This window comes from Phaeobacter cretensis (assembly GCF_047372505.1).
Lineage (GTDB): Bacteria > Pseudomonadota > Alphaproteobacteria > Rhodobacterales > Rhodobacteraceae > Phaeobacter > Phaeobacter cretensis.
On sequence record NZ_JBKBEU010000001.1, the window covers coordinates 2,057,423 to 2,076,841 of the forward strand.

The window sequence follows — 19,419 nt, forward strand, 5'->3', positions numbered from 1 at the left end:
CGGGATGCGCATTATCTACGCCATTCTAGGACTTATTTGTGTTGGCTTAGCACTAGTCGGCGTCGTGCTTCCGCTATTACCAACGGTCCCATTTCTACTTCTTTCCAGCTTTTTCTTCGCAAATTCCTCCGAGCGCCTACATGGCTGGATAATCAGCCACCGCATCTTTGGTCCGATGATTCAAGATTGGAACGAAAAAGGAGCCATTCGCCCAGCTGCAAAAAAGGCGGCGACCATTTCAGTCGCCGCCGTGTTTACACTATCACTCGTTCTTTCTGCCCCGACCCATGTCTTGATCATTCAGGCCATCGTGCTGAGCGGAGTGATGTTCTTTATCTGGTCGCGTCCTAACGGCTAAGACGGCCACACAAATCATCTAAATCATCCAGAGATGCGTAGCTTATCGTGATGACACCGCTTTCCCCGCCAGCGCGATGATCAATAGAAACCTTCATGCGAAGAGCGGCAGACAGGTCGGCTTCGAGCGCCCGTGTGTCTGCATCTTTCTCCTCAATTTTCTTAGCAGAACGTGCAGTTGCAACCTTAAGCCCGGCAGCGTCCTTTTTAACCAAGGCCTCGGTCGCACGAACGGATAAACCACCTTTGACGATTTTCTTCGCAAGGTCGGACGCATTATCAGATGTAATCAGAGCACGCGCGTGTCCCGCAGAAAGCCGTCGTTCTTGAACCAAGATGCGTACGTCGTCTGGAAGATGGAGCAATCGAACAAGGTTGGCAATGTGACTACGGCTTTTGCCAAGTGCCTCTGCCATTTTTTCCTGGGTATGACCAAATTTGTCCATTAGCTGTTTATAGCTTTGTGCCTCTTCCATCGCATTCAAATCAGAACGCTGGATGTTTTCGATAATGGCAACTTCCATCATCTCGACATCGGAATAATCACGGATCAATACCGGAACTTCATGCAGCTGAGCCGCTTGCGCGGCTCGCCAACGACGTTCACCCGCCACGATCTCGTATTGACCACCTGGACGCGGTCTTACGATCAATGGCTGCAAAACCCCCTTCTCACGGATTGATGCCGTAAGATCGTCCAAGTCCTCCTGCAAGAACTGTCGACGCGGCTGGTCCGGGTTCGCAGATACTTTCTCGATTGGGACCATTACTTCGGTGCTTCGGGTTGCCTGTTTTTCTGTGCTAACAGGCTCCGGGTTCACATCGGCCATTAATGCTGACAAGCCTCTTCCCAATCCTCTGGGTTTATTTTTTTTATCTGACATTGCTGCGCCTCCAGCTGCGGTTAGGCTGCGAGTTTCTGATGTCTCGCAATCAGTTCTTCTGCAAGAGCACGATACGCATTCGCGCCAAGCGAGTTTGTGTCATAGTTCAAAACAGGTAACGCATACGATGGCGCTTCACTGACACGCACATTTCGAGGGATCTTGGTCTTGAATACCAATTCTCCCAAATGACCACGTGCGTCTTGTTCAACCTGCTGAGACAAGTTATTTCGCCGATCAAACATGGTTAATACAATTCCCTCAATCCGCAACTGCGGATTGGCCGTCTGTCGAACCTCCCGGATGCTCAACATCAGTTGGGACACACCTTCCAACGCAAAGAATTCACTTTGCAGTGGAACCAAAACCGAATGAGCAGCGACCATAGCATTCACTGTCAAAAGGTTAAGAGACGGCGGGCAATCGATTAGAACATAATCCCAATCATAGTCATCCATCGCAGACTGTCGCAGCGCATCATGCAGCAGGAAGCTACGTTTCTCATTTGTAAACAATTCGATATCTGCTGAGCTAAGATCTACGGTCGCAGGAATGATGCAAAGATCATCTATCTCTGTTTCTCGAATGACTTCATTCAGAGGGATATCATCAACCAGCAGATCATAGGTCGTCCGGTTTCTATCTGTGGCCTCAATCCCAAGGCCCGTTGATGCATTACCCTGTGGGTCGAGATCAACGACAAGAACCCGATACCCAATCTCAACCAAAGCTGCAGCCAAATTTATCGCAGTGGTCGTTTTACCAACACCGCCTTTTTGGTTCGCTACTGCAATGATACGAGGCCCATTCGGCCGCGACAAATCAGACACGCGTCACTCCCTTGATCTTTAGAATAACCGCCTCGGGTTCAGTCCAACTCTTAGTGGATTCCAAGTCGAATTGCCAATGGCTCCTCGCGTTATCCACTTCTTTTTTCCATTGAATTCCTTTGGAAAACAAAGCCACTCCGTCGGAATGCAGGTGCCTTTCCGCAAAACCAAGCAAAGACGTCAAGTCAGCCAGCGCGCGGGCGGACAGAACCTCTGCACCCAATGAGGGTATCTCCTCGATGCGTTCCGACAATACGACGGCATTCACACCACACTCCCGAATGGCCGTACGAAGGAAAACACATTTCCGGTGATCACTTTCTACAAGGGTGACCTTGCAGTCTGGCGCTCGTTCAGCGGCAACTATTGCTGCTACGACACCTGGAAAACCACCGCCGCTGCCGATATCAACCCAGTTAGTCGGATGTTCAGCGAGCTCACAGACTTGGAGAGAATCGACAATATGTCGTTCCCAAATATTTCCGAGTGTGGACTTGGAAACGAGATTGATTTTAACTGACCACTTTCGAACCAACGCTTCATAATGCTTGAGTCGCTCATATGTTTCACGTGAAACAATTAAATCCGCTATAGGTATTCCTACCATTTCAAGCTGACTTTTCTTGGGCCAGTGAAGAACGCCCTTTACGCAATCTCGCGAGTATCAATGCGAGCGCGGCAGGCGTCATACTATCTACCCTACCCGCTTGCGCCAATGTTTCAGGCTGTGCACGCTCCAGCTTACTACGCAGCTCATTAGATAGACCTTCAAAATCGTAAGAGAAATCTCGCGGTATCAAATGGCCTTCATCTCGCTTCATCGCCTCAATCTCCCGTTTTTGACGGATGATATAGTTGGCATAGAGAGCATCGCGCTCAATCTGACGTCGAAGCGGCTCATCGCACTCCGCCAAATCAGGAATTAGTGGGACTACATCCTCAAACACTACATTTGGGAAAGCGAGTACGTCGGTTGCAGTTCTTCGGTTACCATCTTGATTTACTGCTATACCGGCTTCGTTTATCTCTTTCGGAGTGAATTTTCGTTCGCTCATTTTGAACCGAGCTGCCTCCAGCTTTTCCATCTTTTCTCCGAACAGTGCACGGCGTTCTTCACCGACACACCCAATATCCAAGCCAATTCCTGTAAGCCGCTGATCGGCATTATCGGCTCGCAGAGACAGGCGAAATTCAGCACGTGATGTGAACATACGATAGGGTTCAGTTACGCCGTTTGTTGTAAGATCATCAATCATTACGCCAATGTAGCTTTCAGACCGGCTAAATATGACCGGGTCCAGATCTTCTGCGTATCGCGCAGCATTTAATCCCGCTACTAGCCCCTGAGCCGCAGCTTCCTCATACCCCGTCGTACCATTGATTTGTCCCGCAAAGTATAGTCCCCTATGAGATTTAAGTGACAAATCTAAACCAAGAGCGCGAGGATCAACGTAGTCGTATTCGATGGCGTAACCCGGTTGCAGGATCTCAGCTTGTTCCAGACCAACGATGGACCGAACATAAGATTCCTGAACATCTACCGGAAGACTTGTCGAAATACCGTTAGGATAAATAGTATGATCGTCCGCGCCTTCCGGTTCCAAGAAGATCTGATGACTAGGTTTATCAGCAAATCTCACGACCTTGTCCTCGATTGAGGGGCAATATCGTGGCCCTACCCCATCGATATGACCACCATACATCGCAGATCTCTGGAGATTTTTACGGATGATGTCGTGTGTTTGCTCATTTGTATGCGTAATCCCACAGCTAACCTGAGGTGCTGATATAGATGTACTCATAAAGCTGAAAAGTGTGGGTACGTCATCTCCAGGCTGCGTATCAAGTCCATCCCAAGAAATAGTACGGCCATCTAGACGCGGCGGCGTTCCGGTCTTCAGTCGTCCCAGTTTGAGGTCGAAGCTATCGAGGCGCTCAGCAAGTCGAATAGAAGGTCTGTCGCCCATTCTCCCTCCGGGTTTAGAGACATCCCCGATATGTATGACACCTCTAAGAAATGTACCTGCAGTCAAGATTACTGCTTTACTATGAATTTCGCTATCATCAGCCAAACGTACTCCAGTCGCTTGATCTCCGGACATCAGGAAATCAACGACTTCGCCAACAATAATATCTAAATTGTGCTGTGATTCAGTTTCGGCCAGCATTTCCCGACGATAGATTTTCCGATCAGACTGAGCCCTCGGCCCCTGAACAGCTGGACCCTTTCGCCTATTAAGTAGACGAAACTGAATACCAGCCTTGTCAGCCACCCGGCCCATAACCCCATCAAGCGCGTCGATTTCCCGAACGAGGTGACCTTTACCAAGACCCCCTATCGCCGGATTACACGACATCACACCGATACCATTTTCACCTAGCGTAATAAGCGCTGTTCTAACGCCCATTCTTGCAGCAGCATGTGCGGCTTCGGTACCAGCGTGTCCTCCACCAATAACCACGACATCATAGTTTGGATGTTTCACGTGAAACACTCCCTATTTCCCTAAGCAAAAACTAGAAAATATCTCATCGAGAAGATTTTCTACCCCTACCCGCCCAACAAGCATCTCGAGTGCTCTAATCGCAGACCGCATATCATCAGCCGCTACATCATAGAATGCGGTACCATTCTTCAGTACCTCTTGGGCGGACTGAAGCCGACTAAAGGCAATACCCATCGCCTCACGATGCCTAACACGCGTTGCTATACCAGCCTTTTCAGCTCTCTCTTTCAATACCATTGTTATCTCAGCAACCAAAGCCTCGATGCCCTGACCTGTTTTCCCAGATATAGCGAGCGAATCTTGATCATTATCATTCAGATCAGCCTTGGGTAAGACAACAATGTCGTCCTTCATGACCGGGATCTTAATTGCCTCACTATCGTTTTGTAAGAAGACACGAAGATCAGCATCTTGAGCACGCCTTTTTGTGAGCTCAATGCCAATTCCTTCGACGTGATCAGTAGTCTCCCGCAATCCAGCCGTATCAAGGAGCGTAACAGGTAAGCCGCCGAGATCCATTCTTACCTCAATTACATCTCGCGTTGTACCAGCGTATTCCGACGTAATCGCCGCATCCCTGCCGGCTAGCGCATTGAGTAGAGTAGACTTCCCAACATTCGGCGCACCGACAATAGCGACTTCGAAACCAGTCCGAATGCGTTCAGCGAATTTAACGCCGACGATTTGCGGTTCAAGATCTCTAGCGACGCCGGAGAGTAGCTCAGTCACCTCGCCCGTTACGTCGACGGGAACATCCTCGTCCGCAAAATCAATCGTCACCTCTATCAAAGACGCAGCTCGGATGAGGTCTTTTCTCCAACGCTCTGCCAGCTCAGCTAGCCCGCCGGCAAGCACTGTCTGCGCCTGAACACGTTGAGCTTCGGTTTCTGCATCAATCAAATCTGCAAGCGCCTCGACCTGGGAAAGATCTAACTTTCCATTTTCAAGCGCTCGACGCGTGAACTCACCCGGATCTGCAAGCCGAACATCGTTAAAACTACTCAACCGATCCAACATCGCACTTACGACTGAGGTGCTTCCATGTACCTGGAACTCAACCGTATCTTCACCGGTAAAGCTATTTGGCCCGACGAACGTCAGAAGCAAAGCCTCATCAATACGCGTACCCGATGCATCAGTAAGCACGCGCAGCATACGCCCTGGACAGGCCAAAGCTCCACCACTGATTACAGCGGCGGTAGGGATAGCCTGTGGGCCTGATAGTCGGATAACAGAGACGCCGGCCTTCCCTTGGGCGGAGGCCAGCGCAAAGATCGTGTCCATCAGATGACCTTCCTTTCGAACCGGCCGTCTACTAGGTATTCATCGAGTCGAAGAACTCCGAATTTGTCTTTGTTTGCTTAAGCTTAGACATAAGGAATTCAATCGCATCAGTGGTGCCCATTGGGTTCAGGATGCGCCGTAGGACAAACGTCTTGGCCAAATCACCCTTATCAACGAGTAGGTCTTCTTTCCGGGTACCAGATTTCAGGATATCAATCGCCGGGAATACACGCTTATCTGCAATCTTACGATCAAGAACGATTTCAGAGTTACCTGTACCTTTGAATTCTTCGAAGATCACCTCATCCATACGGCTACCCGTATCGATCAGCGCCGTCGCGATGATGGTCAGTGAGCCACCTTCTTCGATATTCCGCGCTGCACCAAAGAAACGTTTGGGGCGCTGTAAGGCGTTCGCATCCACGCCACCGGTAAGAACCTTACCCGATGATGGGACGACGGTATTGAAAGCTCTACCAAGTCTTGTGATCGAATCGAGGAGAATCACAACATCTCGTTTATGTTCAACCAGTCGCTTAGCCTTTTCGATGACCATTTCCGACACCGCAACGTGGCGCGTTGCCGGCTCATCAAAGGTAGAGGAAACGACCTCACCCTTAACTGAACGCTGCATGTCGGTAACCTCTTCCGGGCGTTCATCGATCAGCAAAACGATCAAATAGCATTCAGGGTGGTTTTTTGCGATGGAGTGAGCAATGTTCTGCAGAATAACGGTTTTACCCGTACGTGGTGGCGCCACAATCAACGAACGCTGTCCCTTACCAATGGGAGAGACCAAATCGATAACCCGCGCTGAGCGATCCTTGATCGTTGGATCTTCGATTTCCATCTTTAGACGTTCATCGGGATAGAGCGGCGTCAGGTTGTCAAAAGCGATCTTATGACGTGCCTTCTCAGGCTCTTCAAAGTTGATCTTAGTGACATTGGTCAATGCAAAGTAACGTTCATTCTCCAACGGAGACTTAATCTGCCCTTCGACGGTATCACCGGTGCGCAGTGAATACTGACGGATCATATCGGGCGAGACATAAATATCGTCTGGGCCCGGCAGATAGTTTGCCTCTGGTGAGCGCAGAAAACCGAAGCCGTCCTGTAGAACCTCAAGCACGCCATCGCCGGCGATCTCCCAACCTTCATCCGCGCGCTCGCGGAGAATTTGGAACATCATCTCACCTTTACGCATGGTGGAGGCGTTTTCGATCTCCAGCTCTTCAGCCATGGACAATAGGTCCTTAGGGCTTTTCGCTTTAAGATCGGAAAGGTTCAGCGATTGAACGGTCATATATATGGCCTTTTTTCTCACCCAAAATATCGGGGAGCTCTGTCACAGGTATAAGGAAGACACGAATGCCCGGACGGGCTCGTTAAAGATCTACATAAGGGGTGATCTACTCTAAGTCAAACCCCAGGTCAGAACTTGAAAATAACTGACGTTACTATGACAACCATGAGCACGGTCGGTACTTCATTCATCATTCTATAGTTTCGGCCGGTACGTGTGTTTTTGCCATCGGCGAACTCTCGATGGCGGATCAACAGCCAATGATGAAACCAAGTCATTCCCAGAACGCACAGGCCCTTGCTCCACGGCCAAAGATTGCTCCAATCGACCAACCCAGGGGTTAGAACCATTATCAGGCCTGCAGCCCAGCTGACGTACATTGCAGGGCGCATGATAACGCGAAGCAACTTTTCCTCCATCATGATGAAGATTGGAAGGCTCTCTGGCACTTCTTGGGCTTGCTCTACATGATATACGAACAGGCGAGGTAGGTAGAACAATCCCGCCATCCAGCTGATCACTGCCATGATGTGTAGAGATTTTGCATAGGGGTAAATCTCAAAGAGCAGATCACTCAGATTCATGGTCGGCCTTTCGGTTCCCATTCTCCTCTTAAAATATAAGTATTTTAAAAGGATGATGTTTTAGTAGTGCACCATGAAAACGGTGGATAACTGACTCATCCACTGGCTTATCCCTATTAAGGATAACTTTCCAGCTTTACCCCCAGCATCATGTAGACCCTTGCCGGCAGGCCATAAAAACAAGAGCGATAGCGTCATTGATCGGGGATTTACGGGTGGGGATAAACTTGGGGTGAATCCTGAGCAACTGTGATATCCACCATTTTGAAGTTATCCCTATCCTCTAAGGGCGAATCTGCGGGCAAGCAAATGGGGATTTTCGAGTCTTCCACGGCTTGCGAAATGGTCGAAATTTCATACAAACCATCCAAAGTTCATCACATTCTTGCCCACGGGGTTTTCCACATGTCTACCCACATCGTCTTGGCCTCCGGTTCCCAGATCCGGGCCCAGCTTTTACAGCAAGCGGGTGTCCCGTTTCAGGTTGCCGCCGCCCGCATCGACGAAGATGCGATCAAAGCGGCCCTGTTAGTAGCGGAAGCAGCACCGCGCGATATCGCCGATACACTTGCAGAGGCCAAAGCACGGAAGGTCAGTGCTAAACATCCAGGGGCCCTTGTGTTGGGCTGTGATCAGGTCCTCGAGTTTGATGGAAAATTGTTATCAAAACCAAAAGATTCGGATGACGCCTTTGCTCAATTGAAAAAAATGCGTGGCAAACGGCACATGTTATTGTCGGCTGTGGTTATCTATCGCGATAATGAACCGTTATGGCGACATGTTGGACAGGTCCGCCTGCGGATGCGGTCCAGTTCGGATGCTTATCTTCGCAGCTACGTGGCGCGAAACTGGGACAGTATTCTCCACGCCGTCGGTGGGTATAAACTTGAGGAAGAGGGGGTTCGGTTGTTCAGTGCCATAGAAGGCGACTACTTTAATGTATTGGGGTTGCCGTTGCTGGAACTGCTCAACTATTTGGCCCTACAGGGAGTGATTGAACAATGAGTGAAACACAGATCCCACTTGCTGGCGTCATTGGCAGTCCCGTTGCGCATTCTCGATCACCGCTGGTGCATGGCCACTGGCTGCGGACCTACGGTATTGCCGGGCATTATATTCCGCTGCATGTCGAGTCCGATGAGCTTGAGACAGTTGTACGTAGCCTGCCTAAGATGGGATTTGTCGGCGCCAACATTACTATTCCCCACAAGGAACTGATTATGGAGATTGCTGATCAGGTCACTGATCGTGCAACTCTGATAGGGGCTGCGAATACGCTGATATTCCGTCGAGATGGGTCAATTCTTGCTGATAATACAGATGGTTACGGATTTATTACCAACCTGCACCAGAGCGCACCAGATTGGGACCCTGCATCAGGCCCCGCAGTCGTGTTTGGCGCAGGCGGTGCAAGTCGGGCAGTTATCGCCTCCCTTTTGGAGGCCGGTGTGCCTGAGATCCTGTTGAGCAATAGGACAAGAGAGCGTGCGGATCAGTTCCGCAGCGAATTTGGATCGCGTATTCAGGTGGTCGATTGGGTTCAGGTCGGTAATGTGATTGAGCAAGCAGCGCTGCTGGTAAATACGACGTCTCTTGGGATGGTTGGAAAACCGCGACTTCGGGTTCCGCTTGATGGGTTACGCCCCGACGCTGTCGTTTCGGATCTTGTCTACACACCACTGAAAACCGACATGATTCAATGGGCCGAGGATATCGGTTGCACCACCGTTGATGGTTTGGGGATGCTGTTGCATCAGGCCGTGCCCGGGTTTGAACGCTGGTTTGGAAAGCGTCCCGAGGTTGACGACTCCACCAGAGAAGCTGCGCTAGCATGAGCTTTGCACTTGGATTGACCGGATCAATCGGTATGGGCAAAAGCGCGACTGCGGCGATCTTTGCGGCGGAAGGCTGCGCTATCTGGGATGCCGATGCGGCTGTCCATCGACTTTATGATAGCGGAGGGGCCGCGATTGGCCCGATAGCGGAGATTTTTCCGCAAGCGGTTGTTTCCGGGCGCGTGGATCGAGAGCGTTTGCGAGAGATCATTGCCGACGATGACACTGCCCTACCCCGGATTGAAGCGATCGTGCACCCGCTTGTCGCCGCTGATCGGGAAAAATTCCGCGATGGCGCAGAAAATGATGTGTTGGTCTTTGATATTCCACTGCTGTTTGAAACTGGCGGTGATGTTCGGATGGATGCGGTAGTCTGCGTATGGATCGACGCTAAGACACAAAGTCAGCGCGTTATGGCTCGCGGCACCATGTCGGTTGAGCAATTCTGCCAAATAGTGCAAAAACAAATGCCAATTGAAGAAAAGAAAGAGCGTTCGGACTACTTGATCGAGACCGACACACACGAACATGCGCGGACACAGGTACGCGCCATCTTGGAGCAGATCAGAAGGCAAATATCAGATGCGTGAAATCGTTCTTGATACCGAGACAACAGGATTTGATCCGTTTTCCGGTGACCGTATCGTGGAGATCGGTGCGGTTGAGTTGCTGAACCACATGCCGACGGGCGCAACATTCCATGTCTATATCAACCCCAAGCGATCAATGCCTCAGGATGCGTTCAAGGTGCATGGTATTGGCCCAGATCTTCTGGAGCCGCCGCAGCAGCCCGGCCCGGGTGCCGTAACTCTACGTGACAAACCGGTGTTTTCGAAGGTTGGGCAGCAGTTTTTGGATTTTGTGCGCGATTCCAAGATGGTAATCCACAACGCCGCTTTCGACATGAAGTTCCTGAACGCAGAGCTGGACTGGATGGGTCTGCCCAAGTTGCCGATGGATCAGGCTATTGATACACTCGCCATCGCCCGTAAGCGTTTTCCGGGCTCGCCGGCGACGCTTGATGCGCTCTGTCGCCGCTTCAGTATTGATAACAGTAACCGGACACTGCACGGCGCTCTTCTCGATTCCGAAATCCTGGCTGATGTATATCTTGAGCTGATCGGTGGCCGACAGCCGGATTTCGCTCTTGCGACATCAGGTGACAAGGCGAGCAGCGGCAATGGAACAACTGCGAGCGATGATTGGCGTCCCGCCGCCAGACCGACACCTCTGGCGTCACGTTTGACGACAACAGAGCAAGAGGCACACGACGCATTTGTTGCGAAAATGGGTGATTCTGCTTTGTGGAGTGGTGTCGACAGCTGATCACATGCTGTCACTTATCGATGATAGTCGAATGTAAAAACGCCACTGTTTGTCAGCGGCGTTTTTACAACGTTTGTTCAAAGGTCTAAGTGCAGCAATTACTGTGGCAGGTCTGTACCAGTTGTTTCGGTCTGGCGACGTGCCAGTTCGTTGCGGTAAATCGCGACAAAGTCGATATTGTCGAGATTCAGCGGTGGGAAGCCACCGTCGCGGGTCACATCAGACACGATGCGACGCAGGAATGGGAACAGCATCCGTGGGCATTCGATCAGCAAAAACGGGTGTAACTGGTCTTCTGGTACACCTGCGATGTTGAAAATGCCGACATATTCCAACTCCAGAACGAACAGAACAACGTTGCCCTCTTTATCCTTGGATTCGATGTTCAGCTTTGTCATCACTTCGTACTGGTTTTCGGCCTGACGCTTTTTTGCATCAAGCGCAACCTGCACACTGACATCTGGTTGAACGTCGGCGCCAACACCCTTTTGCGCCATGACGTTTTCAAATGACATATCGCGAATAAATTGACCCAGAATGTTCATCTGGACCTGCGGCTGCTGCACGCCTTCTGTTGCGCCGTTTTCGGCCATGAAGCTACTCCTAAACTATGTTTCGCCCGTGCTTAGCAGCTTGGCGATGGTATCTCAACGGGGTGTCAGCGCGCCTGTTTAACTTGGTCCATCAACCCAACCTGAAGGATCTTTGCGGGGCTTGTTCTGGCTTACGTCTTCATAATCAGCGTCAATCACATCGCCTGAGTTATCGGTTGGAGTACTGCCAGGATAACTCCGCCCATGCATACTGCCCGGACCCATCTGAAACCGCGCTACGGTCATCTTTGAACGCAGGTAGCGATAAACGGACATGCGCACTTGTGGCACAAGCAAAGAGAACCCGACCGCATCAGTGAAAAAACCGGGGGTCAGCAACAGCGCGCCTGCGACGAGGATCATTGCCCCATGTGCCAACGGCTCCGTTGGGTCATTCAGCTGCTCAAATGATGCGCGGAGTTGACCTAAGGCCAGTCGGCCCTGGGTCCGCACCAGCCAGGTTCCCAGAACTGCAGTTAACACCACGATTGCCAGCGTCGGCCACATGCCAATCGCGCCACCGACTTGAATAAAAAGTGCGATTTCAATGATCGGGATCATCAGGAAGGCCAAAAAAAGATACATGCGGGGTTTCCTTAGAACTTGCGCGGGACGGTGGACTTGCACTTGCCCGTCACCTACATAAGGTTGGAACGCTTTAGTTTCAAACGAAGCATGAACATCTACTGTAGGGGTTGGTATGGAGTCGCCTGTGATTCAGCTGTTGGTTTTGGCCGGTATTGCCGTGTTTTTGATCCTGCGCCTGAAAAGCGTTTTGGGCACCCGTGAGGGGTTCGAGAAACCGGCTGTCACACCGACGGATCGGGAAAGTAGACGTCCTGATCTGGAGGTGATCGAAGGTGGTCCTGACCATGACATTATTGACTATGTTCCCGAAGACAGCCCCCAGGCCAGCGATCTATCGGCGATGAAGAAAGCCGAACCATCGTTTGAGGTTCGCGAATTTGTTCACGGCGCTCGAAGCGCATATGAAATGATCTTGATGGCCTTCGAGAATGGCGATCTCGACAATATCGAAGCATTTCTCGCACCGGACGTATTCGAGAGCTTTGTGACTTCTGTTGCGCACCGCGAAGATCAAGGCCTGACCATCGAGGCCGATTTTGTCGGCGTGCGGGAAACAACTCTGACTGACACAAGCTTTGATCCGGCTACCGGTGATGCGCAAATTACTATGCGGTTTGTATCGGAGTTGACCTCGGTTGTCCGGGATCGTGGCGGCGATATTATCGAAGGCGATGCAAACGCGGTGAAACGCCAAAAAGATACTTGGGTGTTCGGCCGGACTATGGGCAGTTCGGACCCGAACTGGCATCTGGTCGCAACGGACGCATGATGCAAGGGCTCCGGCGGGCACTCTGTGCGCTTGCCTTCGGCGTCGGCGCATATTTTTTTCCGCAGAGCGGGCAGGCGGAAACCGCCTATACAATGCTACCGTTCTCTCAGCTGCAAGGCTGGGAAGACGATAATCACGAAGCTGCTCTTGGGGCTTTTCTTCAAACTTGCCGGGACCTCGATGATCCAGATTGGCGTGCTTTATGCGCTCTTGCGAGTGAACAGGATCAAAAAGCGGCGCGTGGCTTCTTCCAACTGTTTTTCCGCCCTGTCCTCATCGAAGATGGCTCGCCGGCGCTGTTTACGGGCTATTTTGAGCCAGAATTAACGGGCGCGCGCTTCCGATCCTCCCGCTATCGTTACCCAGTCTACCGACAGCCACCTGAGGCACGTAGCACTGGTCAGTGGCTGACCCGACGCGAGTTGTTAACCAGTGGTGTTATGGATGGACGCGGGCTTGAGATCGCGTGGGTCGATGATCCAGTTGAGCTGTTTTTTCTGCAAATTCAGGGGTCAGGCCGGATCAAACTCCCGGATGGCTCTTCAATACGTGTCGGTTATGGTGGAGCGAATGGGCATACCTATCGATCAGTTGGCAAGGAACTGGTGCGTCGAGGTATCTATAATATTCATCAGGTTAGCGCTGCGGTGATCAAACGGTGGGTTCAGCGAAATCCGCTCGCCGGAGAGGATCTGCTGATGCACAATCCGTCCTATGTGTTTTTCCGTGAAGTAAGCCGTGTTCCGGCATCTTCCGGCCCGCTTGGGGCGATGAACCGGTCGGTGACCACGCTGCGCAGCCTGGCCGTTGATCCGCGCTATACACCTCTGGGAGCACCGGTTTGGTTGGAAAAGGACGGTGCGAAGCCGATGCGACGATTGATGATCGCACAGGACACCGGATCTGCGATCAAAGGCGCTCAGCGCGCAGATGTGTTTTTTGGAAGCGGTGATGAAGCAGGGATAGAGGCCGGCAAGCTACGTGACCCAGGTCGTATGGTGGTACTGTTGCCCATTCAGCGGGCCTATGCGCTCTTGTCGGGGGATGACTGATGTCCCGCCGCAAACTGACGTCTGAGGAAATTGATTTGTGGCATCGTGTGGCCAAACAGGCTGAGCGGTTGCACCCAAAGACGCCTACCGCCGCTGTTGCTGCGCTACCGCCGAAACTCCAGACAACAAAACCGCCATTACCAGCGGCGGAGCGCTTTACGCCTGAACTATTCGAGTTAGGGTCCAAATCAACCTCCAAGCCAGCTCGACATGATCTCAAACCCAGCGTGACGAGCGGGCTTATTGCTGCGCCAATGCAGATGGATGGCAAAGCCTATCGCAAGATGAAGCGTGGAAAGTTGAAGCCTGAAGGTAAACTGGACCTGCACGGCATGCGTGTAGATTCTGCACATCCTGCGTTGGTCGGATTTGTCCTTTCAGCGCATTCCGCCGGCAAAAGGCTGGTTTTGGTTATCACCGGGAAAGGCAAGGATCGCGATGAACCTGGCCCGATGCCGGTTCCGCGTGGTGTACTGCGCCATCAGGTGCCGCAATGGCTGTCACTGCCACCGCTGTCGCAGGTGGTATTGCAGGTAACGCCGGCACATGTCAGCCATGGTGGTGGTGGCGCATATTACGTATATTTGCGTCGACATCGCTGAGGCCTGTACTTGAAAACACGCCTATTAACGATCCTCGGCCCGATAGGCGGTCTCTGATAGTGAGATTTCGATAGCGCTGTCTTCCTTGTCAACTACCAGCCGGCCCGGGAACAGCTTCTGAATAGACCGTGCTTCGCGATCAAATGCCGCGGCTGTTTGACGGGCAGAATTTAAGATAGACAATACCGCCGGCGATGTGGCGGCTACGAAATGCCCAGATTCCGCAGTATCGGCGAAGGCTGTCGTGTCGACAACTTCGATTGGTAACTCAGAGACATCATCAAGCGTTTTCAAATTTCCCAATCTACCGCGATTGTGCGTACCGCGTAGTCTCTGCGATAGGTTAAGAACGTTATCTTTGCGAGACACCATTACCACAAAGGGTTGGGGTACCGGATCAATCCGTCGCATCTGACTACGGAACACTTCCACATCCAGATCGGGCGACATCAGGACTACGGCACCCAGGTTGTCGTTGCTCCAGCCGGGCGTCTTGATTTCCATTTGTCGCATCGTTTCCATCACCAACTGCGACCCCATGGAGTGGGCGACAAGCACGATACGGTTTGAAACGCCTGGTTTGAGGTTTCGCAAAAGTTGTTCCAGGCCATCGCGTGCAAACAGCACACTGTCGCCATCATAGGCATACCCCAGCGGTTTGCCCTGGCTGGGCCAAGAATAGATTATTGTAGCGCCAGGGATATCAATATCATTGCTCAACTGCGCCGCGCGAAATGCAGTCTCGGCCTGGGTTGAATTGAAGCCGTGCACGAAAACAGTGATGTCGCGTTCGCCTACGGGATAGCTTTTCAATTCGTTCGCAACGCGATCGTTCAACCTGGTCATATCGGCGAGTGTTTGCCGGCCAGCCATGGTGAACTGGGTTTCGGGATCGGGTTCAGCGTAGGCAAAATCCAATTTTCCGGGTGTATGGCTCGGCGGGATTGAGACCGTTAGCTCGAGCAAGCGCAGAGTATCTGAGCGTTCCGGACCGTAGGTCCCATTGGCAAGGGGTTCACGGGTGGTTGCACCGAAAATAGTTTTCGATTTGCCAACCTCCAAAGCCTCAGGAACTGTTGGGGTAAAAGATCTGTCTGTGCAGCCCGTTGCTACGGCTATGATGATACACAGGCTGAAAAGGACTCGTGAAAAACGCATATATGACCACCAATTGACACTGACGACAGGCTACTGAGCACCTGCCGCCATGTCCACTTATTGCGCGGATGATCTAAACGAGGTCAGAGCACGTACCGGCTAACATCGGCTGATTTGGTAAGTTCACCGAGGTTTTTGCGTACGAAATCGGCGTTCACTGTGACCGTATCGCCCGACCGATCAGGAGCGGAGAAGGACAGTTCTTCGAACACCCGTTCGATCACAGTGTACAGACGTCGTGCGCCGATGTTTTCGATTGATTGATTAACTTCGGCCGCGATCTTGGCCAGTGATGCAATCCCGTCATCAGTGAAGGTGACTTCGACATCTTCAGTGCCCAGAAGCGCGGTATATTGTAGGGTCAGTGCGTTATCTGTCTCGGTTAGTATCCGTACAAAATCATCTTCACTGAGGGCACGCAGGCTGACGCGGATCGGCAATCGCCCCTGCAATTCGGGCAACAGATCTGACGGCTTTGCAATATGAAACGCGCCAGAGGCGATGAACAGAATATGGTCGGTTTTGATGGGGCCATGTTTGGTTGACACGGTGGTGCCTTCAATCAGAGGCAACAGATCGCGCTGCACGCCTTCACGGCTGACATCGCCACCGCGCGCGTCCTGCCGGGCGCAGACCTTGTCGATTTCATCCAAAAACACAATGCCGTTCTGTTCCACTGACTCCAGTGCGGCCTTGTTTAGGGTTTCGTCGTCCAGCAGCTTGTCTGCTTCCTCACTGATCAGCACTTCATAGCTTTCGGCGATAGTCATCTTCTTGCGTGTCGAGCGGCCACCCATAGCTTTACCGAACAGATCGCTCAAATTCATCATACCCATATTACCGCCAGGCTGTCCGGGGATTTCGAACATATTACCCAGGGGATTGCTGGTATCGGCGACGTCCAGCTCGATAACGGTGTCGTCTAACTCGCCGGCTTTCAATTTCTTGCGGAACATTTCCCGGGTTGCCTCGCGGGCTTCGGTTCCGGAAATAGCTTCTATGACCCGCTCCTCAGCGGCGGCGCGGGCTTTGGCCTTCACATCATCACGCATATGCTCGCGTGTCTGAATAATGGCGATATCAACCAAATCTCGGATGATTTGCTCGACATCGCGACCTACATAGCCAACTTCGGTAAATTTGGTGGCTTCTACCTTGATGAATGGCGCTCGGGCGAGCTTTGCCAGCCGGCGAGAGATTTCGGTTTTACCAACGCCGGTGGGGCCGATCATTAGGATGTTCTTCGGATAAACCTCATCGCGCAGATCATCGCTGAGTTGCTTGCGCCGCCAACGGTTACGCAACGCAACAGCGACAGCGCGTTTGGCATCAGTCTGGCCGATAATGAAGCGATCCAGTTCGGATACGATTTCACGTGGAGTGAGGTCAGTCATATGAGGTCCGTTTCAATGTGCGGGAGGCAGCCGGTCCAGCGGCAACACCCGTGAGAGAGGGGAAATCAGAAAGGCTCTGATCCGCGACCAGAAAGCGCCAAGGATCACCAGAAAAAAGCCCAGCACAAGAATGGTTGTGGCAGCGCCGTTACCATCAAAAACAGTGGCCGCAAGGGTAACGCTGTAGCCAATGGCCGCGATCAGAAACGATCTCCGATCAATAATAATCGCCACCAGAGCAAAGGTGAGAAGCACTGCCATCAATGTCAGATTTGCTTGCGATGTACCGCTGTCCAACAGGCTGAGTGCGATAGTGTTTACCAACGCGGGTGCGGCCACGACATGCAGCCAGAACCCCTGTGCGGAACGTCTGGTGACTCGATGCGGGTCACTGAGGTCAAACAGCATTGCCACTGCGAATACACCAAGACCGACCAGCAATGTGACCCAGGCAAACGGGCCTGAAGCCGAGAGTAAAAACAGATCACCAATACCAGTGAGGCTGCCTGATTGATTGGCAGCAAGCATCAGCGCCAGAGTGAAGACACCAAGAGCAATCAGCGCCATTGCGAAAGGTACGCGAAACCGCAACCAGTAGATCGCAATCGCAACGGTGGTCAGTGCGATGGGTAGCGGAAAGCTCGAATAATCGCCCTGCGCCACCATGAAGACCTGTGAGAACTCAGCCGTGAGACCAATACCTGAATTCAACGTCCAGAGAATGGACAAGGCAATCGCGGGCGCGACCATCCGACGCCGACGGATAAAATACTCGCTCAGCAACCAGAGAACCGCAGAGCCGATGATGGAAGACGTGGTGGCTTTTTCGATCAGCCCTCCCAGCCCTTCAGTCAAGGAGATACCGGTGACAGCAGCCCAGCCCGTTGCGAGAATGACCAATCCGATAACAATAAAAATCTCATTGAACCCCTTGAACAGCTCAAAGGGTTCATCACCTGGATTGAGGTTTTCTCGCGCGCCTCGCCGACTATGTGCCAGCGCCATAAGCGAAGCGGCCTGGGCTTCGCTCAGCAGTCCTGAGCCAACAGCCGCGCGAATATCGTTTTGATCGATATGGCTCATGTCAGTCCCTTTGGCTGATGCTTTCGACTGTAAGACGACCGTTGGTATAGACGCAGATGTCCGCGGCAATGGCCATGGCATCACGAGCAACATTTTCAGCAGAGCGATCACTGTCCATCATTCCGCGTGCTGCCGCCAGTGCGAAATTGCCACCTGATCCGATCGCGGCGACGTCATGTTCTGGTTCCAGAACATCGCCTGCGCCCGTAATCACAAACATATCGCTGCCGTCTGTAACAATCAGCATCGCCTCTAGTTTTTGCAAATATTTGTCGGTACGCCAGTCTTTTGCTAGCTCGACGCTGGCACGCGCCAGTTGACCGGGAGTGGCTTCCAGCTTGGTCTCGAGCCGCTCCAGCAGGGTAAATGCGTCAGCGGTTGAACCGGCAAATCCTGCAACCACGTCAAAGCCACCGGGTGATAAGCGACGAACCTTGCGAGCAGAGCCCTTGATCACCGTTTGCCCTAGCGAAACCTGGCCATCACCGGCAACGACTATTTCGCCATCCTTTTTCACGCCGATAATGGTTGTGCCGTGCCAGCCTGGGAATTGATCGTCTGCCATCATGTTCTCCTCATTTCCAGTCCTATATGGGCACTGATCTTTTGTAGCTCAACCGGGTGCTATCCGGTGCGGGTGTTGAGGATCAAGGGAATAGGCACGCAGACATGTGCCCAATATGGGCGTTATGCATGCGTTTCTCCAGAAACCTGACCCTGCAAACGGCGATATGGCTACGATCATGACTCCTGAATAAGAAGCAGTGCCTATCGGTAGGTTGCCCTATGCGCGAGGACCAGACGGCGTTTTTCATGAGTTTGCTATTGATCGGCGTCGAAACCGTGAAACGCGTCCGCTATCTCGTCAACGCCAGTAAAAAAGAACAAATATCCGTTTTAATCGGATCACTTTGGGAAGGTTGCCTTGCTAGAAGCAGAAAGCCTAAAAAATGTGCTATGCAATAACTGCAATTCGGGGCTGTCGAACCGGCAATTGTGAGACTCAGCCAGTCATCCTAAATGAGGCTAACAACCGACATGGTGTCGGCTGGTTCTCATAAGGAATGCGCAAATGGCTACCACAGCAAACATCCATGCGCCGCTCGGAGCAGTTTCAGTACTCCGCCTGGTGGACGCAGTCTACAACGCCAAATCCATGATCCTTTCGTGGAAAGAAGCACGCACAACTCGCAATGCGTTGTCCGAGCTGTCTGATACTCAGCTGGAAGACATTGGTCTGACCCGTGCGGATATCGCAAAAATCTGAGAC

At 52.0% G+C, this 19,419-nt stretch carries 22 protein-coding genes; 9 read left to right on the top strand and 13 right to left on the bottom strand.

The features are described from left to right. Positions 1-4: 4 nt before the first annotated feature. Positions 5-358 (top strand): YbaN family protein, encoded by a 354-nt coding sequence (locus ACEWZM_RS09825; protein ID WP_414006254.1) that lies wholly within the window; start codon positions 5-7, stop codon positions 356-358. Here ACEWZM_RS09825 and ACEWZM_RS09830 read toward each other — a convergent pair. From ACEWZM_RS09830 to ACEWZM_RS09860, 7 genes are all read right to left on the bottom strand, one after another. After that, the gene (locus tag ACEWZM_RS09830) at positions 348-1,241 is read right to left on the bottom strand and encodes a ParB/RepB/Spo0J family partition protein (protein WP_414006255.1); all 894 of its coding nucleotides are present in this window, start codon (positions 1,239-1,241) and stop codon (positions 348-350) included. The two genes, ACEWZM_RS09825 and ACEWZM_RS09830, sit on opposite strands and share 11 nt — an antisense overlap. Positions 1,242-1,261: 20 nt before the next feature. Then, positions 1,262-2,071: a ParA family protein gene (locus ACEWZM_RS09835; protein WP_414006256.1), complete on the bottom strand. Its 810-nt coding sequence runs from the start codon at positions 2,069-2,071 to the stop codon at positions 1,262-1,264. Then, on the bottom strand, positions 2,064-2,678 hold the full coding sequence (gene rsmG, locus ACEWZM_RS09840) for a 16S rRNA (guanine(527)-N(7))-methyltransferase RsmG (RefSeq protein WP_414006257.1): 615 nt from the start codon (positions 2,676-2,678) through the stop codon (positions 2,064-2,066). Before rsmG ends, ACEWZM_RS09835 begins: the two co-directional genes overlap by 8 nt. 1 nt (position 2,679) lies before the next feature. Next, complete coding sequence (gene mnmG, locus ACEWZM_RS09845) at positions 2,680-4,557, bottom strand: tRNA uridine-5-carboxymethylaminomethyl(34) synthesis enzyme MnmG (RefSeq protein ID WP_414006258.1); 1,878 nt, start codon at positions 4,555-4,557, stop codon at positions 2,680-2,682. A gap of 12 nt (positions 4,558-4,569) precedes the next feature. Beyond that, a complete protein-coding gene (gene mnmE, locus ACEWZM_RS09850; protein WP_414006259.1) occupies positions 4,570-5,862 on the bottom strand; it encodes a tRNA uridine-5-carboxymethylaminomethyl(34) synthesis GTPase MnmE in 1,293 nt (430 codons plus the stop codon). 31 nt (positions 5,863-5,893) lie between these two features. Next, positions 5,894-7,165, bottom strand: a complete 1,272-nt coding sequence (gene rho / locus ACEWZM_RS09855; RefSeq protein WP_414006260.1) for a transcription termination factor Rho — start codon at positions 7,163-7,165, stop codon at positions 5,894-5,896. A gap of 128 nt (positions 7,166-7,293) precedes the next feature. Then, the gene (locus ACEWZM_RS09860) at positions 7,294-7,749 is read right to left on the bottom strand and encodes a CopD family protein (protein WP_414007999.1); all 456 of its coding nucleotides are present in this window, start codon (positions 7,747-7,749) and stop codon (positions 7,294-7,296) included. A gap of 405 nt (positions 7,750-8,154) precedes the next feature. Between ACEWZM_RS09860 and ACEWZM_RS09865 the strand changes: the two genes are divergently transcribed. From ACEWZM_RS09865 to dnaQ, 4 genes are read left to right on the top strand one after another with little or no spacing between them, the layout of a single operon-like run. Beyond that, on the top strand, positions 8,155-8,754 hold the full coding sequence (locus tag ACEWZM_RS09865) for a Maf family protein (RefSeq protein ID WP_414008000.1): 600 nt from the start codon (positions 8,155-8,157) through the stop codon (positions 8,752-8,754). Then, positions 8,751-9,584, top strand: coding sequence for a shikimate dehydrogenase (locus ACEWZM_RS09870; RefSeq protein WP_414006261.1), 834 nt, complete (start codon positions 8,751-8,753; stop codon positions 9,582-9,584). Before ACEWZM_RS09865 ends, ACEWZM_RS09870 begins: the two co-directional genes overlap by 4 nt. Continuing rightward, positions 9,581-10,174: a dephospho-CoA kinase gene (coaE, locus tag ACEWZM_RS09875; protein WP_414006262.1), complete on the top strand. Its 594-nt coding sequence runs from the start codon at positions 9,581-9,583 to the stop codon at positions 10,172-10,174. Before ACEWZM_RS09870 ends, coaE begins: the two co-directional genes overlap by 4 nt. Continuing rightward, on the top strand, positions 10,167-10,910 hold the full coding sequence (gene dnaQ / locus ACEWZM_RS09880; protein ID WP_414006263.1) for a DNA polymerase III subunit epsilon: 744 nt from the start codon (positions 10,167-10,169) through the stop codon (positions 10,908-10,910). Before coaE ends, dnaQ begins: the two co-directional genes overlap by 8 nt. Positions 10,911-11,008: 98 nt before the next feature. Here dnaQ and secB read toward each other — a convergent pair whose 3' ends face one another. Further along, a complete protein-coding gene (gene secB / locus ACEWZM_RS09885) occupies positions 11,009-11,503 on the bottom strand; it encodes a protein-export chaperone SecB (protein WP_414006264.1) in 495 nt (164 codons plus the stop codon). A 78-nt stretch (positions 11,504-11,581) separates the two neighbouring features. Beyond that, positions 11,582-12,088, bottom strand: coding sequence for an FxsA family protein (locus ACEWZM_RS09890; protein WP_414006265.1), 507 nt, complete (start codon positions 12,086-12,088; stop codon positions 11,582-11,584). A gap of 115 nt (positions 12,089-12,203) precedes the next feature. Here ACEWZM_RS09890 and ACEWZM_RS09895 point away from each other — a divergent pair, with 115 nt between their 5' ends. From ACEWZM_RS09895 to ACEWZM_RS09905, 3 genes are read left to right on the top strand one after another with little or no spacing between them, the layout of a single operon-like run. Beyond that, positions 12,204-12,860 (top strand): Tim44/TimA family putative adaptor protein, encoded by a 657-nt coding sequence (locus ACEWZM_RS09895; RefSeq protein WP_414006266.1) that lies wholly within the window; start codon positions 12,204-12,206, stop codon positions 12,858-12,860. Further along, positions 12,857-13,912, top strand: coding sequence for a murein transglycosylase A (gene mltA / locus ACEWZM_RS09900; protein WP_414006267.1), 1,056 nt, complete (start codon positions 12,857-12,859; stop codon positions 13,910-13,912). The genes ACEWZM_RS09895 and mltA overlap by 4 nt, the downstream gene beginning before the upstream one ends. Next, the gene (locus ACEWZM_RS09905; RefSeq protein WP_414006268.1) at positions 13,912-14,514 is read left to right on the top strand and encodes a Smr/MutS family protein; all 603 of its coding nucleotides are present in this window, start codon (positions 13,912-13,914) and stop codon (positions 14,512-14,514) included. The genes mltA and ACEWZM_RS09905 overlap by 1 nt, the downstream gene beginning before the upstream one ends. 24 nt (positions 14,515-14,538) lie before the next feature. On the opposite strand, the gene ACEWZM_RS09910 is transcribed toward ACEWZM_RS09905, so the two are convergent. From ACEWZM_RS09910 to hslV, 4 genes are all read right to left on the bottom strand, one after another. Next, complete coding sequence (locus ACEWZM_RS09910; RefSeq protein ID WP_414006269.1) at positions 14,539-15,672, bottom strand: alpha/beta hydrolase; 1,134 nt, start codon at positions 15,670-15,672, stop codon at positions 14,539-14,541. An 83-nt stretch (positions 15,673-15,755) separates the two neighbouring features. Next, complete coding sequence (hslU, locus tag ACEWZM_RS09915; RefSeq protein ID WP_414006270.1) at positions 15,756-17,066, bottom strand: ATP-dependent protease ATPase subunit HslU; 1,311 nt, start codon at positions 17,064-17,066, stop codon at positions 15,756-15,758. Positions 17,067-17,078: 12 nt separating this feature from the next. Then, positions 17,079-18,149: a hypothetical protein gene (locus ACEWZM_RS09920; RefSeq protein WP_414006271.1), complete on the bottom strand. Its 1,071-nt coding sequence runs from the start codon at positions 18,147-18,149 to the stop codon at positions 17,079-17,081. A 1-nt stretch (position 18,150) separates the two neighbouring features. Then, a complete protein-coding gene (hslV, locus tag ACEWZM_RS09925) occupies positions 18,151-18,714 on the bottom strand; it encodes an ATP-dependent protease subunit HslV (RefSeq protein WP_414008001.1) in 564 nt (187 codons plus the stop codon). Between the two features lie 507 nt (positions 18,715-19,221). Here hslV and ACEWZM_RS09930 point away from each other — a divergent pair. Further along, positions 19,222-19,416, top strand: coding sequence for a DUF1127 domain-containing protein (locus tag ACEWZM_RS09930; RefSeq protein WP_414006272.1), 195 nt, complete (start codon positions 19,222-19,224; stop codon positions 19,414-19,416). Positions 19,417-19,419: the final 3 nt, after the last annotated feature.

What these genes read in the sequence shown, in the direction of transcription:
- hslV (WP_414008001.1), bottom strand. Translation starts at nt 18,714, where the DNA reads ATGGCAGACGATCAATTCCCAGGCTGGCACGGCACAACCATTATCGGC.
- ACEWZM_RS09865 (WP_414008000.1), top strand. Translation starts at nt 8,155, where the DNA reads ATGTCTACCCACATCGTCTTGGCCTCCGGTTCCCAGATCCGGGCCCAG.
- ACEWZM_RS09890 (WP_414006265.1), bottom strand. Translation starts at nt 12,088, where the DNA reads ATGTATCTTTTTTTGGCCTTCCTGATGATCCCGATCATTGAAATCGCA.
- mnmE (WP_414006259.1), bottom strand. Translation starts at nt 5,862, where the DNA reads ATGGACACGATCTTTGCGCTGGCCTCCGCCCAAGGGAAGGCCGGCGTC.
- mltA (WP_414006267.1), top strand. Translation starts at nt 12,857, where the DNA reads ATGATGCAAGGGCTCCGGCGGGCACTCTGTGCGCTTGCCTTCGGCGTC.
- ACEWZM_RS09895 (WP_414006266.1), top strand. Translation starts at nt 12,204, where the DNA reads ATGGAGTCGCCTGTGATTCAGCTGTTGGTTTTGGCCGGTATTGCCGTG.
- hslU (WP_414006270.1), bottom strand. Translation starts at nt 17,066, where the DNA reads ATGACTGACCTCACTCCACGTGAAATCGTATCCGAACTGGATCGCTTC.
- ACEWZM_RS09825 (WP_414006254.1), top strand. Translation starts at nt 5, where the DNA reads ATGCGCATTATCTACGCCATTCTAGGACTTATTTGTGTTGGCTTAGCA.
- rsmG (WP_414006257.1), bottom strand. Translation starts at nt 2,678, where the DNA reads ATGGTAGGAATACCTATAGCGGATTTAATTGTTTCACGTGAAACATAT.
- rho (WP_414006260.1), bottom strand. Translation starts at nt 7,165, where the DNA reads ATGACCGTTCAATCGCTGAACCTTTCCGATCTTAAAGCGAAAAGCCCT.
- dnaQ (WP_414006263.1), top strand. Translation starts at nt 10,167, where the DNA reads ATGCGTGAAATCGTTCTTGATACCGAGACAACAGGATTTGATCCGTTT.
- ACEWZM_RS09930 (WP_414006272.1), top strand. Translation starts at nt 19,222, where the DNA reads ATGGCTACCACAGCAAACATCCATGCGCCGCTCGGAGCAGTTTCAGTA.
- ACEWZM_RS09905 (WP_414006268.1), top strand. Translation starts at nt 13,912, where the DNA reads ATGTCCCGCCGCAAACTGACGTCTGAGGAAATTGATTTGTGGCATCGT.
- coaE (WP_414006262.1), top strand. Translation starts at nt 9,581, where the DNA reads ATGAGCTTTGCACTTGGATTGACCGGATCAATCGGTATGGGCAAAAGC.
- ACEWZM_RS09830 (WP_414006255.1), bottom strand. Translation starts at nt 1,241, where the DNA reads ATGTCAGATAAAAAAAATAAACCCAGAGGATTGGGAAGAGGCTTGTCA.
- ACEWZM_RS09920 (WP_414006271.1), bottom strand. Translation starts at nt 18,149, where the DNA reads ATGAGCCATATCGATCAAAACGATATTCGCGCGGCTGTTGGCTCAGGA.
- secB (WP_414006264.1), bottom strand. Translation starts at nt 11,503, where the DNA reads ATGGCCGAAAACGGCGCAACAGAAGGCGTGCAGCAGCCGCAGGTCCAG.
- ACEWZM_RS09860 (WP_414007999.1), bottom strand. Translation starts at nt 7,749, where the DNA reads ATGAATCTGAGTGATCTGCTCTTTGAGATTTACCCCTATGCAAAATCT.
- ACEWZM_RS09910 (WP_414006269.1), bottom strand. Translation starts at nt 15,672, where the DNA reads ATGCGTTTTTCACGAGTCCTTTTCAGCCTGTGTATCATCATAGCCGTA.
- ACEWZM_RS09870 (WP_414006261.1), top strand. Translation starts at nt 8,751, where the DNA reads ATGAGTGAAACACAGATCCCACTTGCTGGCGTCATTGGCAGTCCCGTT.